The following is a 15,287-nucleotide window of genomic DNA, read 5'->3' as shown; positions in this document are numbered from 1 at the left end:
GTTGTGCCGCACACGATCCAGTGGTCCCGGTCACAGGATCTCTGCAGGGTCTCTCAACAGGATCGGTCCCCGGCGCCCCACCCCGGCGCCCGGGGCTGGCACATCCGGTCGGCGGCGATCCCGCAGCCCGGTGAAGCGAAGGAGCGCTCCATGTCACAGCAATCCGGCGACGGCTTCGGCCCCGATCTCGCCGAGGTCTTCGGACCCGCCCACTCCGACGGTGGTCCCGAGCTGGTGCAGCTCCTGACCCCCGAGGGCGAGCGGCTCCACCACCCCGAGTTCGACCTCGACTTCTCCGCTGAGGAGCTGCGCGGCTTCTACCGCGACATGGTGCTCACCCGCCGCCTCGACGTCGAGGCCACGGCGCTCCAGCGCCACGGCGAGCTCGGCATCTGGGCCCAGCTGCTCGGCCAGGAGGCCGCGCAGATCGGCGCCGGCCGCGCGCTGCGCCCGCAGGACCACGTCTTCCCCACCTACCGCGAGCACGGCGTGGCCTGGTGCCGCGGCATCGACCCGCTCCAGCTGCTCGGGCTGTTCCGCGGCGTCGACCACGGCTCCTGGGACCCCGAGGAGCGCCACTTCGGCCTCTACACGATCGTGATCGGCGCCCAGTGCCTGCACGCCGTCGGCTACGCGATGGGCATGCAGCGCGACGGCGACGTCGGCACCGGCGACCCCGACCGCGACGCCGCGGTGCTCGCCCACTTCGGGGACGGCGCCTCCTCCCAGGGCGACGTCAACGAGTCCTTCATCTTCGCGGCGTCCTACAACGCCCCGGTCGTGTTCTTCTGCCAGAACAACCAGTGGGCGATCTCCGAGCCGATCGAGCGGCAGAGCCGGATCCCGCTCTACCAGCGCGCGCTCGGCTTCGGCTTCCCCGGCATCCGCGTCGACGGCAACGACGTCCTGGCGACGTACGCCGTGACCCGCGCGGCCCTCCAGCGCGCCCGCGACGGCCAGGGCCCGACGTTCGTGGAGGCCTACACCTACCGGATGGGCGCCCACACCACGACCGACGACCCGACCCGCTACCGGCTCTCCGACGACGTCGAGCGGTGGAAGCTGCGCGACCCGATCGCCCGCGTGGAGGTCTACCTCAAGCGCAACGGCCTGGTCGACGAGGCGTTCCTCGAGGCGGTCGCCGAGGAGGCCGACCAGCTCGGCGCCACGCTGCGCGAGGGCTGCAAGGCGCTGCCGGACCCGGCGCCGCTCAGCATGTTCGACCACGTGTACGCCGAGATGACCGAGGAGCTCGCCGCCCAGCGCGACGGCTACGCGGCGTACCGGGAGACCTTCGAGGGAGGCGTGGCATGAGCCAGCGGGTCACGCTCGCCAAGGCCCTCAACATGGGGCTGCGCCGGGCCATGGAGGACGACGACAAGGTCCTGTTGATGGGCGAGGACGTCGGCAAGCTCGGCGGGGTCTTCCGGATCACCGACGGGCTGCAGAAGGACTTCGGCGAGGACCGGGTCATCGACTCCCCGTTGGCCGAGTCCGGCATCGTCGGCACTGCCGTCGGGCTGGCGATGCGCGGCTACCGCCCGGTCGTGGAGATCCAGTTCGACGGGTTCGTCTACCCCGCCTACGACCAGATCGTCTGCCAGGTCGCCAAGATCCACTACCGCAGCCGCGGCCGGGTGAAGATGCCGATGGTCATCCGGATCCCGTACGGCGGCGGCATCGGCGCGGTCGAGCACCACTCCGAGAGCCCCGAGGCGCAGTTCGCGCACACCCCCGGGCTCAAGGTCGTCACCTGCTCCAACCCCGTCGACGGCTACTGGATGATCCAGCAGGCGATCGCGTGCGACGACCCGGTGGTCTTCTTGGAGCCCAAGCGGCAGTACCACGCCGACAAGGCCGACCTCGACGACCAGGCCACCCCCGATCCGCTGTTCACCTCCCGCATCGTGCGCCCCGGCACCGACGCCACGCTGATCTCCTACGGCCCGATGGTGAAGACCGCGATGAAGGCCGCCGAGGCTGCCGCCACCGAGGGGCGCTCGCTGGAGGTCGTCGACCTGCGGACCCTCTCGCCGCTCGACATGACGCCGGTGCTCGACTCCGTGCGCCGCACCGGCCGGGCCGTGGTCACCCACGAGGCGCACGTCAACCTCGGGATGGGCGCCGAGGTCGCCGCGCGGATCACCGAGGAGTGCTTCTACTCCCTGGAGGCCCCGGTGCTGCGGGTGGGCGGGTTCGACACGCCGTACCCCGCCTCCCGCATCGAGGAGGACTTCCTGCCCGACCTCGACCGAGTGCTCGACGCCGTCGACCGCTCCTTCGACTACTGACGCCACCGAGGGGACCCGGATGCCCGAGTACAAGCTGCCCGACGTCGGGGAGGGCCTCACTGAGGCCGAGATCGTGGCCTGGAAGGTCGCGGTCGGCGACATCGTCGCCATCAACGACGTCGTGGTCGAGATCGAGACCGCCAAGTCGCTCGTCGAGCTGCCCTCGCCGTACGCCGGGGTGGTGAGCGCGCTGCTCGTCGAGGCCGGCCAGACCGTCGAGGTCGGGACGCCGATCATTGCGATCGGCGAGCCCGCCGCGGCGACCCCCCAGGCCCCCGAGGCGCCGGCCGCACCGGTGGTCGAGGCCCGCATGGAGATCGACCTGTCCAACCCCGCCGCCAGCGGCGGCGGGGAGGGCGAGAGCCTGGTCGGGCGCAACAAGGCCGAGCGCGGCCCGATGCGCCGTCCGCGCCGCGGGTCGGCGTCCCCCTCCACGCTCGCCGGTGCCGCGACCCAGATGCAGGTGCAGGGTGCCTTCTCTCCCGGCGGTGCCCAGTCGCAGGCCGTCGTCGAGGTCGACGAGCCGGCCGTGCCGGCCACCGCCGCGCGGGTGCCCGCCGAGCGGGTCCGTGCCCTGGCCAAGCCGCCGGTGCGCAAGCTCGCCAAGGACCTCGGGGTCGACCTCGCGGACCTCACGCCCACCGGCCCGCACGGCACGATCAGTCGGGCGGACGTGGAGGCGGCCGCAGGCGCTGCCCCGGCGCAGTCCGACGATCGGGTCCTCGGACCGTCCCTGGGGGACACGGGCATGCCGTCCGGGATCGGTCGCTCCTTCCTGTCCTTCCACGACGGGGAGACCCGCGAGCCGATCAAGGGCGTGCGCAAGATGATGGGCGAGGCGATGGTGAGGTCCGCCTTCACCATCCCGCACGTCACCGAATGGGTCACCGTCGACGTCACCCGCACCCTCGAGCTGGTCGAGCGGCTGCGCGCCCACCGCGATTTCCGCGACGTCCGGGTCTCGCCGCTGCTCGTGGTCGCGCGCGCGGCGATCCTCGCGATGCGCCGCACCCCCGAGATCAACTCCACCTGGGACGACGCAGCCGGCGAGGTCGTGTTCAAGCACTACGTCAACCTCGGCATCGCCGCGGCCACCCCGCGCGGGCTGGTCGTGCCCAACGTCAAGGACGCCGACCGGCTGGCCCTGCCCGAGCTGGCCCAGGCCCTCCAGGCGCTCGCCGGCACTGCCCGTGAGGGCCGCACCCAGCCGGCCGAGATGAGCGGCGGCACCTTCACGATCACCAACGTGGGTCCCTTCGGCGTCGACGGCGGCACCCCGATCATCAATCCCGGCGAGTCCGCGATCTTGTGCGCGGGCGCGGCGAAGAAGCGTCCGTGGGTGGTCACCGAGGGCGGCGAGGACCGCATCGAGGTCCGCCACGTCATGCAGCTCTCGCTCTCCTTCGACCACCGCCACATCGACGGCGAGAAGGGATCCCGCTTCCTCGCCGACGTCGCCGGCGTGCTGGAGGACCCGGGGCTCGCCCTGCTGTTCTGAGCGCGGCCGACCGTGCCCCCTGCTTGACTGACGCCGTGCCCGAGCGCGAGATCACCAGTCCCGTCGACCTCTGCCTCCCCGACGGCCGGCTCGATCCCGCGGCCGTGGGGTGGACCCGCACCCCGCTGCACCGCGCCAACCTGCGCCGCGGCCCGGGCTGGTGGGGGCGCACCAAGCGCTGGGAGTACTGGGGCATCGTCACCCCCACCCACGTGGTCGGCCTGGTGGTCTCCTCCCTCGACTACGCCGGCGTGCTGGGGATCTACCTGCTCGACCGGGCCACCGGCCAGGAGACGTCGTACGACGAGGTGGTGCCGCTGGCACGCGGCGTGGTGCTGCCCGACCGCGCGGGCCGCGGACCGGTCAGCGCGCACGGGCCGAGGACGTCGTACACCTTCGACCAGGGGGAGTCCGCGACCCGGCTGCAGGCCAGCGGCCCGGACGTCGAGATCGACCTCGAGGTCGCGGTCGTCCCCGGCCAGGACAGCCTCGGTGTGGTGGTGCCGTGGACCCCCCGGCAGTTCCAGTACACCGTCAAGGACCTGGCCCGACCGGTCACCGGCACCCTCACCGCGCACGGCACGACGTACGCCGTGGGCGGCGCGGCCGGGGACGCCTGGGCGGTGCTCGACCACGGGCGCGGGCGCTGGCCGTACTCGATGACCTGGAACTGGGCCGCCGGCAGCGCCGCGGGGCGCGCGATCCAGCTCGGCGGCAGGTGGACGGTCGGCACGCCGCACACCGAGAACGCGCTGCTCGTCGACGGGCGGCTGCACAAGATCGGCGAGGAGCTGGCCTGGTCCTACGACCGCTCCGACTGGCGCCGGCCCTGGGAGATCCGCGGCGAGCGGGTCGCGGCGCGGTTCCACCCCTTCCACGAGCGGGTGGCGCGGACCAGCCTGGTCGTGCTCGCGGGGGAGACCCACCAGTGCTTCGGCCACTTCACCGGCTGGGCCAGCACCGACGACGGCGAGCGGGTCGACCTCGACGGCTTGGTCGGCTGGGCCGAGGAGGCGCGCAACCGGTGGTGAGTCAGACCTTCTTGGCCATCATCGAGACCACCGTGCCGTCGGTGTAGGCGCGCTGGCCGACCTCGACGAAGCCCCGCTTGGCGTGGAAGGCCAGCGACGGCTCGTTCGCCGGGCGCAGGTTGACCTCCAGGGTCAGCCGCCCGCGCACCGCCGCGTCCCGCTCGACCGCGTCGTAGACGAGGCCGCCGAGCCCGCGGCGGCGGAACCGCGGCGCGAACACGATCCGGTCGAGGTAGTGGAAGTCCTCGCCGTACCTCTCGGTGAACCAGGCGTAGTTCTCCGCGTCGTAGGTCGAGCCGCCGTCCACGACGATCACGAAGCCCGCGATCTGCGGGCCCTCGCCGTCGTCCACCTCGACCACGTCGGCGCGGTGCGCCCAGCCCTGGAGCGCGGCCAGCCGGTCGGCGTCCATCGGGGACAGCACGTCGACGTCGGCCTCGTTGAGGGCCAGGACGGCGGGTACGTCGCGGGGCTCGATCGGGCGCAGCAGTGGAGCGGTCACGGACGCCATTGTGCCGAGGCGCCCGCTGCGCACCGTCGGCGGCTCAGGTACGCCGGCGGCTCAGCCGGGCCGCGCCGAGGGCGAGCCGGCTGGCCGCCGCGCTGGCGACCCGGCCGGTGGCGGTGCCGCGGGGGCGGCGGGGGTTCTTCAGGGCGTCGGTGCCGCCGTCGACGGTGACCACCGAGCCGACCAGCAGGCTGGAGGCGTCGGAGAGCAGGAACGCGATCAGGGCGGCGACCTCCTCGGGGCGGCCCGGGCGCTGGAGCGCGGTGGGGTAGGTGTCGGCGTACTTGCCGAAGACCGGGTCGCGGCGCACCTCCTCGGTCATCGGGGTCGCGATCAGCCCGGGCGCGATCGCGTTGAGCCGGATGCCGTCGCGGGTCCACTCGCGCACGTGGTCGCGTGCCCACCAGGCCAGCGCCGCCTTGCTGGCCGGGTAGGCGAAGACCGCCGACACCCCGCCCGCGGCCGCGCGGGCCTCCGCCTCGTCACCGGCCAGGCAGGTGCGGGCCAGCGCGGCGGGCCAGGCGGGCTGGCAGGTGATCGAGTTGGAGGCGAGCAGCACCACCGAGGCGAGGCTGTCGGGTGTGGAGCCGGCGACGAGCAGGTCGCGCAGCCCGGTCACCAGGTCGACGGCGCCGAAGTAGTTCACCGACACCAGCAGCCGGCTGTCCACGCCGCTGATCCCGGCGATGCCCGCGCACGGCACCACCCCGTGCAGCACGTCGGTCGCCTCACGGATCTCGCGCACGGCGGTGTCGCGCCCGGTCGGGGTGGACAGGTCGGCCACCACGTCGGCCTCGTGGCGGTCCACCCCCAGCACGCGGTGGCCCTGCTCGCGCAGGAGGGTGGAGGTGGCCGCCCCGATGCCGGAGGCGGCGCCGGTCACGACGTACGTCCTGGTCATGGCCGGGACTGTAACGCGTTCTAGTTCGGTCCGCTCAGGCGTAGCGACGGACCCGCTCCGCCGGAGCCCCGGGCCCGGTCTCGAGCAGCACCGCGAGCTCGTGCTCGAGCACGGCGCCGACCCGGCGGCAGAACTCCTCGGGCTCGTCGGCGGCGTCCGGCTTCTCCACGACCACCCGGTCCACGATGCCGAGCGCCGCGAGGTCGAGAGCGCGCACCCGCTGGGCGCGGGCCATCTCCGGGGCGTGCTCGGTGTCGCGGTACACGATCGCGCTGGCGCCCTCCGGCGGCAGCGGCGAGAGCCAGGCGTGCTGGGCGGCCACCACTCGGTCGGCCGGCAGCATCGCCAACGCACCGCCGCCGTTGCCCTCGCCGAGCATCAGGCACAGCGTCGGGGCGTCCAGGGTGACCAGGTCGGCCAGGCAGCGCGCGATCTCGCCGGCCAGCCCGCCGTTCTCGGCCTCCGGCGACAGCGCCGCGCCCTGGGTGTCGATGACGGTGACCAGCGGCAGGCCGAGCTCGGAGGCCAGCCGCATGCCGCGCCGGGCCTCGCGCAGCGCCTCGGGGCCCATCGGCCGGTCGCGCTGGCCGCGCCGGTCCTGGCCGAGGAACACGCACGGCGCCTTGCCGAAGCTCACCAGCGCGATGAACAGCCCGGGGTCCTGCTCGCCCTGCCCGGTGCCGTTGAGCGGTACGACGTCGGAGGCGGCGTAGCGCAGCAGCCGTCGTACGCCGGGCCGGTCGGGGCGGCGCGAACGGGTGACGGCGTCCCAGGTCTCGACGTCCGGCACCGGCTCGTCGACGACCGCCGCGACCGGCTCGATCCCGTGCCGGGGCGCGAGCAGGATCCGCAGCGCGCGGTCGAGGATGTCGGCGATGTCCTCGGGTGCCACGACGGCGTCGATGATCCCGCGGGCGTAGAGGTTCTCGGCCGTCTGCACGCCCTCGGGGAACGGCTTGCCGTAGAGCGCCTCGTAGACCCGGGGGCCCAGGAAGCCGAGCAGCGCGCCCGGCTCGCCGACGGTCACGTGGCCCTGCGAGCCCCACGAGGCCATCACGCCGCCGGTGGTGGGGTGGCGCAGGTAGACCAGGTACGGCAGCCCGGCCGCCTTGTGCGCGGCGACGGCCTGGGCGATGCGCGCCATCTGCACGAACGCGGGGGTGCCCTCCTGCATCCGGGTGCCGCCGCTCACCGGGGCGGCCAGCAGCGGCAGGCCCTCGCGGGTGGCGCGCTCGACCGCGGCGACCAGCCGGTCGGAGGCGGCGCGCCCGATGGAGCCGGCGAGGAAGGAGAACTCGCCCATCACCACCGCGACCCGGCGGCCCTTCATCAGCCCCTCGCCGGTCAGCACCGACTCGTCCACGCCGCTCTTCGCGGCGGCCGCGGCGAGCTCGGCGGCGTACTGCTCGCTGATCTCGCCGCGCACGGGCGGGGTGTCCCAGGAGCTCCAGGAGCCCTCGTCGAGGACCAGGTCGATGAGCTGGGTGGCGTTGAGGCGGGTCACCCCGTGAACGCTAGGCCACCGGGGTCCCCGCGCCGTGGGCAGTGGCTGACGAGGTGGCGGTCGCCGCGTCGTCAGGTCGTGCCGCAGGTGCGCGCCGGACGCCGGGCACCAGCTCGCGCAGCGCGAGTCCCAGCAGCACGAGGCCGGCGCCCACCAGGACCTGGTCGCGGTGGGTGCCGAGCGCGGCGCTCGCGTGGCCGACCCACGGCACGGCGTACCAGACCCGGCCGCGCACCTGGGCGGCCGGCACCGGCTCGGCGTCCGAGACCTGGTTGGCGTCGCCGCGGGTGACGAAGGTGGGCTCGCCGGCGGCATCGACGCCGGTCGCCTCGATGCGGTGGGTGATGAGGCGGCGCTCCGCCTCGGCGGTCTCGAAGGTGATCACGTCGCCGACCCGCAGGTCCCCGGCCGGGGCGGGGCGCACGACCACGATGTCGCCGGGATCGTGGACCGGCGCCATCGAGCCGGTGAGCACCGTCAGCGGGACCGAGTGGGTGACCAGCGGGACCAGCACGAGCACCACGGCCAGCGCCGTCGCCGCGAGCGAGCACAGCAGCGCCGCGGCGGTCATCACGCGACGCAGGACGCTCATGGCTGTTCTCCGGGTTCGACCGCGCGTGGGGGGAGGCGGCGACGAGGGCGATGCTCTCGCACACCCGGGGTCGGTGGAGGCGGTTTCGGTCCGGCTCACCGGGTGAGCCGCAGCACGCCCTCCTCCTCGTCGGCGGTGAGGCCGGTGACGACGGCGTCGGGCTGGCTCCGCAGCCAGGCGAGCGTGTCGGCCGCGGTGGTGGCGAGCGGGCGGGGGGCGAGGCCGGCCGCGAGGGCGGGGGCGGCGTCGTGCGCCATCATCCCGTCGTACGCCGGCCGCGGGAGCCAGAGCGGGAGCGAGTGCGGTCCTGCCCAGGGGGCGACCCCGACGCGCTCGAGGGAGTCCTGCGCCACCCAGGTGAGGCCGGGGTCGGGGACCCCGCACCCGGTCGCGACCTCGCCGAGCAGCTGCGCGAGCGGCAGGGCGGGGCCCACCGCGTCGAACACCCCGGGCACCCGGTCCTCCGCGCACCGCATGATCCATGCGGCGAGGTCGCGCACGTCGATGACCTGCACCAGGTCCTCCGGGCTGCCGGGAGCGAGCACCTGCGGGTGCTCGGTCGTCGCGGCGAACCGGGCCGGCCAGTAGGTGAAGCGCCCGGTCGGGTCGCCGGGGCCGACGATCAGGCCGGGGCGGATCACCGTCCACGAGGCGGCGCCGTCCTCGACCAGCCGCTCGCAGGCGACCTTCAGCGGCCCGTACGCCTCCGCGTCCGCGCCCAGGTCGACGTCCTCGAAGCGCGGCTCGTGCAGCGGCAGGGTCTCCGGCGTGCCGTGCGGGGTCCGCTCGTCGGCGTACGCGCTGATCGAGGAGACGAAGACGTGGTGCGCGTCGGGCAGGGCGGCGACGCTGCGGCGCACCCAGGACGGCTGCCGGCCGACGTCGACGACCGCGTCCGGGCTGCCGAGGTCGGGCAGCGGCTCCGCGCGGTCGACGGGGAGGTGCCGCACGCCCTCGGGGAGGCTCCCGGAGCGGCCGCGGCAGGCGCAGGTCACCCGATGGCCGCGGTCCAGCGCCTCCTGCGCGACCGCGCGGGAGAGGAACCGGCTGCCGCCGAGCACGAGGAGGTCCATCCCTGCACGGTGCCGGGTCCGGGGCCGGCGCGCAACGGGTCCGCGCGCGTCAGTCCCGCAGCGGCGAGGACTCGTCGAGCAGCCAGGCGTCGGTGAGCGCGTCCAGGTCGGTGCCGAGGCGCTCCTCGACCCAGGCGAGGTAGTCCTCGCGGGTGGCGTTGGCGTTGTCACGGGCGGCCGGCCAGGCGCGCGCCATGTCCCAGAACGCCGCGTCGCCGACCTGCCCGCGCACCTCGTGCCACATCAGCGCGGGGCCGTAGTAGATGTTGCCCTCGCCGAACGCCTGCGGGTCGTAGGCGGCGGGAGGGCCCGCCTCCGCGCGCATCTGCGGCTCCCACACCGCCCACCTGTCCATCTGGTCGGCCACCGGGATGCCCGCGGCCTCCGCCTCCCAGACCCCCTGGAGGTACATCGCCATGCCCTCGTTCATCCACACGTCGCGCCAGTCGGCGGGGCTGACCTGGTTGCCGTACCAGTGGTGGGCCAGCTCGTGGACCAGCACCGGCATCGAGGTGGTGTACGCCGTGTCGCCCAGCGTGATCAGGGTCTGGGTCTCCATGCCGCTCTCGGAGTCCACGACCACCACTCCCGCCGTGTCGAAGGGGTAGGGGCCCAGCCGCTCCTCCAGCCAGTCCAGCGCCGCGCCGGTGCGCTGCACCCGGCGCAGCCACCGCGGCTCGTCGACGGGCGTCCAGTAGGTCAGCGGCACCCCGCTCGCGGAGCTCGCCTCGGTCATCTCCAGCTCGCCGGTCGCGAGCGTGACGAGGTACGACGACGCGGGCTCGGCGAGGTGCCAGGTGGTCGTGGTCAGCCCGTCGGCCTCGGTGCGCGAGGTCAGCTCGCCGTTGGCCACGCCGACCCAGGGGGAGGGCACGGTGACGGTGAAGTCGTAGAGCGCCTTGTCGGCCGGCTGGTCGTTGACGGCGTACCAGGTGTGCGCGCCGTACGGCTCCTGCATCGTCCAGGTCTCGCCGTCCGGGGTGGTGTGCCAGCCGAGGGCCTCCATGTCGAGACGGGTGGAGGGAGCCTCGGTGGGGCGTGGGGTGCCGGCGTAGTCGATCCGCAGCCGGTACCGCTCGTCGCGCTCGACCGGCAGCGCGACGACGAGGTCCTTGCCGGTGTGCTCGTGCGCGACCTCCTCGCCGCCGGCGCGCACCTGCTTCACCTCGAGGTCTGGTCCCAGGTCCAGACGGACCGTCTCGGCGGTGTCCGCCGCGCGGAAGGTCAGCACCTCGCGCCCGGTCAGCGTCCGCGAGCCCGGGTCCCAGTCGAGCGTGAGGTCGTAGTGGAGCGCATCGACGCCGGGGTCACCCATGTCGGGGTAGACCGAGTCCTCCACCGGCTGGCTCAGGGCGAGGTCGCGCCCGCTGGCGCCCGGCGACGGGGTCGTCGGGGCCGAGGAGGCGGAGGAGGAGGAGGGAGTCGCGGGTGCCGGGGCGGCGGAGGGCTGCGACGGCTGGTCGTCGGCCTCGGTGCATCCGGCGAGCAGCAGCGCGCCGGCCAGCACCAGCGCCGACCCGCGCGCCGCCATCCGCCGGCCTCCCATCACTCGCCCCGCAGCAGCGGGCGCACCAGCCGGCGGCCGTGGTGGATCTGCGCCTTCACGGTGCCCAGGGGCGCCCCGGTCTGCGCGGCGATCTCGTCGTAGGCGAGGCCGTAGACGTCGCGCAGCAGCAACGGTTCGACGTACTGCGGGTGCTCGCGCTCCAGTGTCTCCATCGCCTCGAGCAGGTCGAGCCGGGTGCCGGCGATGACGCTGGTGGTCCGGGGGTCGGGGCGGTCCGCCCCCAGGCCCTGCTGGGGGTCGTGCGGCGTGGCCAGGTTCTTCATGCGCCGATAGGTCGTGCGCGCGCTGTTGACCGCCACGACGTGCAGCCAGGTGGTGAAGCGGCCTCGGCCGTTCCAGGAGCCGATCTTGCCGGCGACGTTGATCAGCGCCTCCTGGCAGGCGTCCTCGGCGTCGGCGGAGAACGGCAGCACGCCGCGGCAGACCGCCAGGGTGCGGGGGCGGACCGTGCGGAGCAGGGCGTCGAGGGCATCGCGGTCGCCGTCCTGGGCGCGACGGGCGAGCCCATCGATCTCGTCGGGGGTCGGCGCGTCGTCGCTGTGGTGGTGCTCGTGCTCCATCTGCGCCGGTTCTCCCTGTCTGCGGCCGGGTGTCGAACATAATGATGGCGTGTCCATGCCCCGACGTCTCGGTCGTTACGCCGTGCGCCGGAGGATCGGGGCCGGTGCCTTCGCGACCGTGTGGCTGGCCTACGACGAGCAGCTGGACTCCCCGGTGGCGGTCAAGGTGCTGGCCGACAACTGGAGCGAGGACCACCACGTGCGCCGCCGCTTCCTCGAGGAGGGCCGCTACCTGCGCCGCGTCGACTCTCCGCACGTCGTGCGCGTGTACGACGCCGGCGAGCTCGACGACGGGCGCCCCTACCTGGTGATGACCTACGCCGACCAGGGCACGCTGGCCGACCGGCTCGGCGTCGACGGGCTGGGCCCGGCGCAGGCGCTGGAGGTCGTGTGCCAGGTCGGTGCCGGCCTGACCGCGCTGCACGAGGCGGGGATCGCGCACCGCGACGTCAAGCCGGCCAACGTGCTGTTCCGCAGCCGCCCCGGCCCGGGCGCACCGGTGCTGTGCGCGATGGTCGCCGACCTGGGTCTCGGCAAGGGGCTCGACGTCTCCTCGCGGTTGACGATGATCGCGGGCACGCCCTCCTTCGTCGCTCCCGAGCAGGCCCAGGGCGAGCCCCTCGACGCCCGTGCCGACCAGTACTCGCTCGGCGCCCTCACCTTCCTGATGCTCGCCGGGCGCACGCCGTACCAGCACCCGACGCTCCAGGCCGCCGCCCACCCCGGGCCCCCGCCTGCGCTCAGCACGGCCGAGCGCGCCTACCCCGAGGCCGTCGAGGCGGTCGTACGCCGCGCCCTGGCCCCGGACCGGGAGGACCGCTGGCCCGACGTCGCGGCGTACGTCGCGGCGCTCGGGGAGGCACTGGCGCCGGTGCTGGCCCGCGCGCCGGCGGACGCGGAGCCGTGGCTGCCCCTCGACCCCGACCTCACCCAGGCCGGGCCGCGCCCCGACCCGCCGGCCGCGCCGGAGATCGAGGCGGAACCGACGTCGGGCCGGGACGCGGGGTCGCGTCGGGGCAGCCGGGCCCGTCTGGCAGCGGCCGGGACCCTCGCGCTCGTCGCCGGCGCGGTGGCCGGGGCGGTGTGGGCGGGGAGCCGATCGGGGCCTGCCGAGGTGAGCCTCGACGACGCCGGCGGCACCCTGGGCGTGACGGTCCCCGCGCAGTGGAACCGCGCGGTCGCCGACGACGGGTGGGTGCCGCCCAACGACGAGGCCGAGCAGCCCGCGCTGTCGGTCGGCACCAGCACCGGCTGGCACGACCCGGACCGGCCCGGAGAGGGCGTCTTCGTGGGGCTCCTGCCCGGCGCCGAGCTCCCCGCCCAGCTGCCCCAGCACCCCGAGTGCGGCGAGGCCACGGCGCCGCAGGACGACCGCATGGACGGCGACGCCTCGCGCACCGTGGTCCACCTGGGCTGCCCGGGGGTGATCGTGGAGCGGGTCGTCCAGGTGACCGACGATCAGCTGCTGTGGGTGCAGATCCGCAGCGAGGACCGCGCCACCGCGGCCCGGGTGCTGGACTCGGTCGTCGCCCACGGGATGTGAGCGCCGGCGTGCTCAGCGACGGGCGGAGGCGAGCACCCGCTCGAGCAGGTCGGCCATCCCGGCCCGATCGACCTCGCGCCCGGTGACCGCGACGCCGAGCTGGGCGGTGGAGTCGCCGAGGGTGCTGTAGCGCTCCATCAGCACCCGGCGGTAGCCGTCCTGCAGATAGGTGGCGACGAACCCGTCCTCGTCCTGGGTCTCCACCGTCAGCGCCTCCAGGTTGCCGTCACTCTCGGCAGCCCGCAGCGCCACGAGCCGGGCGGCGACCGCCACCGAGGTCGAGATGCGCTGCCCGCCGAGCAGCGTGACGCGCAGCAGGTAGGTGTTGACGGGGTAGTCGGCACGACTGAAGTTCCACGCCGCCCCGGGCTCCACGGCCACCCGTCGCCACGAGCCGGGCGCCGCGACGCTGGCCCGCTCGCCACCTTCGCGCAGCGTCATCCGCCGCAGCGCCACATCGGTGGGCAGCGGCGCGACGCCGGGGTCGGGCGAGACGTCGTACTCGTTGACGGGGTACGACGGCGAGGTGGCCGGCACCGGCAGCGCCGCGAAGCCGGCCGGGGAGCTCACCGGGTCCAGCGCGCGCTGCCCGGCGTACCCGGCTGCGACGCCGAGCACGGCGAGGGCGAGCAGCACCCCGAGCACCCGTGTCGACATGGGCGTCACCGTAGCGGTCCCGTGCGGGGAACTACGCTCGTCAGGTGACCAGTCTCCTGATCCGCAACGCGCGTCCGGTTCCCCTGAAACCGGACGAGCGGGCGCCGGACCGCCCCGTCGACGTGCTCGTGGAGCTCGGCTCGGTCACCGCCGTCGGCCCGGCGCTGGAACGGCCCTCGGGGGTCGAGGAGATCGACGCCGCCGGGCGCTGGCTGATCCCCGGGCTGTGGGACCAGCACCTGCACATGACCCAGTGGACGCTGGCCTCCCAGCGCCTGGACCTCACCGCGGCGCGCTCGCCGGAGCAGGTGCTGCGCCTGGTGCGCGACCGCATCGCCGAGCGCCCCGGCCAGCCGGTCATCGGGTGGGGCCACCGCGCCGGCACCTGGGACCGCGAGGTCACCGTCTCCGAGCTCGATGCCGTCTCCGGCGACGTCCCGGTCGTGCTGATGAGCGGCGACGGCCACCACGGCTGGCTCAACAGCTCCGCCCTGATGCACCTGGCGCTGCCGCTGCGCGACTCGGTGGTCCGCGAGACCGAGTGGTTCGCGACCTACCCGCGGCTCGCGACGCTGGGCGGGGACGGCGAGACCTCGCCGCCGGCTTTCCGGCGCGCGCTGGACGCCGCCGCCGCGCTGGGGGTGGCGGGGATCGTCGACTTCGAGTTCAGCGGTACCCCCGAGGACTGGGCCACCCGCTGGGCCGAGGGCTGCGACCGGCTGCGGGTGCGCTGGGGGACCTACGCCTCGACCCTGGAGCGTGTCATCGCCGCCGGCCTGCGCACCGGCGACCCGCTGCCGGGCTGCGACGACCGGGCCACGATGGGCCCGCTGAAGATCATCAGCGACGGCTCGCTCAACACCCGCACCGCCTGGTGCTGCGAGCCGTACGCCGACGCGAGCCGGCTGGAGCACCCGGCCGGCCAGCCCAACCAGTCCCCCGAGGAGCTGCGCGAGCTGCTCGTCCGGGCACGGGGCGCCGGCCTGGAGGTCGCCACCCACGCGATCGGCGACGCGGCGGCGGCCGACGCGCTCAGCGCCTACGAGGAGACCGGCGCGCGCGGCTCGATCGAGCACGCCCAGATGATGCGCCGCGAGGACATCGCCCGGATGGGCGCGCTCGGGCTGCGGGCCAGCGTGCAGCCGGCCCACCTCATCGATGACCGCGACCTGACCGAGCGGGTCTGGGGGGAGCGCTCGGCGCGCTGCTTCGCGTTCCGCTGGATGCTCGAGGACGGCGTCGAGCTGGCGATGGGCTCCGATGCGCCGGTCTCGCCGCTCGACCCCTGGCTGGCGATCGCCGCGGCGGTGCACCGCAGCGGTGACGAGCGTGAGCCGTGGCACGCCGAGCAGGCGCTGACCCCACAGGAGGCGCTCGCCGCATCCGTCGACGGCCAGCCGAGCGTCGGCATCGGCTCGCGGGGCGACCTGGCGCTGCTCGACCGCGACCCGCTGGCGACCGGCCCGGATCCCGCCGACACCGCTGCGACCGGGGCGCTGCTGCGCGGCACCCAGGTCGGCCTCACCGTCGTCGGCGGCCTGGTGGTGCACCGGGCCCTCTGA

Annotated in this window: 14 protein-coding genes; 6 read left to right on the top strand and 8 right to left on the bottom strand. The window is 74.6% G+C overall.

Annotated features, from left to right (window positions below):
* Positions 1-150: 150 nt before the first annotated feature.
* The 4 genes from pdhA to HBO46_RS19620 are packed head-to-tail and all read left to right on the top strand — an operon-like array spanning position 151 to position 4,820.
* Positions 151-1,314 (top strand): pyruvate dehydrogenase (acetyl-transferring) E1 component subunit alpha, encoded by a 1,164-nt coding sequence (gene pdhA, locus HBO46_RS19635; RefSeq protein ID WP_166134772.1) that lies wholly within the window; start codon positions 151-153, stop codon positions 1,312-1,314.
* Positions 1,311-2,291 (top strand): alpha-ketoacid dehydrogenase subunit beta, encoded by a 981-nt coding sequence (locus HBO46_RS19630; protein WP_166134769.1) that lies wholly within the window; start codon positions 1,311-1,313, stop codon positions 2,289-2,291. Before pdhA ends, HBO46_RS19630 begins: the two co-directional genes overlap by 4 nt.
* Before the next feature lie 19 nt (positions 2,292-2,310).
* On the top strand, positions 2,311-3,789 hold the full coding sequence (locus tag HBO46_RS19625) for a dihydrolipoamide acetyltransferase family protein (RefSeq protein WP_166134766.1): 1,479 nt from the start codon (positions 2,311-2,313) through the stop codon (positions 3,787-3,789).
* Positions 3,790-3,824: 35 nt separating this feature from the next.
* Positions 3,825-4,820, top strand: a complete 996-nt coding sequence (locus tag HBO46_RS19620; protein WP_166134763.1) for a DUF2804 domain-containing protein — start codon at positions 3,825-3,827, stop codon at positions 4,818-4,820.
* Position 4,821: 1 nt separating this feature from the next.
* On the opposite strand, the gene HBO46_RS19615 is transcribed toward HBO46_RS19620, so the two are convergent.
* The 7 genes from HBO46_RS19615 to HBO46_RS19585 all read right to left on the bottom strand — a co-directional run bounded on the left by HBO46_RS19615 (position 4,822) and on the right by HBO46_RS19585 (position 11,525).
* Entirely contained in the window at positions 4,822-5,322 is a 501-nt protein-coding gene (locus tag HBO46_RS19615) for a GNAT family N-acetyltransferase (protein ID WP_166134760.1), read from the bottom strand.
* A 43-nt stretch (positions 5,323-5,365) separates the two neighbouring features.
* Entirely contained in the window at positions 5,366-6,229 is an 864-nt protein-coding gene (locus HBO46_RS19610) for an SDR family oxidoreductase (protein WP_166134757.1), read from the bottom strand.
* Between the two features lie 34 nt (positions 6,230-6,263).
* A complete protein-coding gene (locus HBO46_RS19605; RefSeq protein ID WP_166134754.1) occupies positions 6,264-7,733 on the bottom strand; it encodes a carboxyl transferase domain-containing protein in 1,470 nt (489 codons plus the stop codon).
* Positions 7,734-7,743: 10 nt separating this feature from the next.
* A complete protein-coding gene (locus tag HBO46_RS19600; RefSeq protein ID WP_166134751.1) occupies positions 7,744-8,325 on the bottom strand; it encodes a signal peptidase I in 582 nt (193 codons plus the stop codon).
* Between the two features lie 95 nt (positions 8,326-8,420).
* Positions 8,421-9,398 carry an NAD-dependent epimerase/dehydratase family protein gene (locus tag HBO46_RS19595; protein ID WP_166134747.1) on the bottom strand — a complete coding sequence of 326 codons (978 nt, stop codon included), beginning with the start codon at positions 9,396-9,398 and terminating at the stop codon, positions 8,421-8,423.
* A gap of 49 nt (positions 9,399-9,447) precedes the next feature.
* Complete coding sequence (locus tag HBO46_RS19590; RefSeq protein ID WP_166134744.1) at positions 9,448-10,929, bottom strand: M1 family metallopeptidase; 1,482 nt, start codon at positions 10,927-10,929, stop codon at positions 9,448-9,450.
* A gap of 14 nt (positions 10,930-10,943) precedes the next feature.
* Positions 10,944-11,525 (bottom strand): RNA polymerase sigma factor, encoded by a 582-nt coding sequence (locus tag HBO46_RS19585; protein ID WP_166134741.1) that lies wholly within the window; start codon positions 11,523-11,525, stop codon positions 10,944-10,946.
* A 55-nt stretch (positions 11,526-11,580) separates the two neighbouring features.
* Here HBO46_RS19585 and HBO46_RS19580 point away from each other — a divergent pair, with 55 nt between their 5' ends.
* Positions 11,581-13,068, top strand: a complete 1,488-nt coding sequence (locus HBO46_RS19580; RefSeq protein WP_224769521.1) for a serine/threonine-protein kinase — start codon at positions 11,581-11,583, stop codon at positions 13,066-13,068.
* Between the two features lie 12 nt (positions 13,069-13,080).
* On the opposite strand, the gene HBO46_RS19575 is transcribed toward HBO46_RS19580, so the two are convergent.
* On the bottom strand, positions 13,081-13,725 hold the full coding sequence (locus HBO46_RS19575) for a hypothetical protein (RefSeq protein WP_166134738.1): 645 nt from the start codon (positions 13,723-13,725) through the stop codon (positions 13,081-13,083).
* Between the two features lie 44 nt (positions 13,726-13,769).
* Between HBO46_RS19575 and HBO46_RS19570 the strand changes: the two genes are divergently transcribed.
* Positions 13,770-15,287, top strand: coding sequence for an amidohydrolase (locus tag HBO46_RS19570; protein ID WP_166134735.1), 1,518 nt, complete (start codon positions 13,770-13,772; stop codon positions 15,285-15,287).

The sequence above is a fragment of the Nocardioides ochotonae genome (assembly GCF_011420305.2).
In the GTDB taxonomy this organism is placed as follows: Bacteria; Actinomycetota; Actinomycetes; order Propionibacteriales; family Nocardioidaceae; genus Nocardioides; species Nocardioides ochotonae.
Note: the sequence above shows the minus strand (reverse complement) of the source record. Positions and strands in the feature narration are given on the sequence as shown.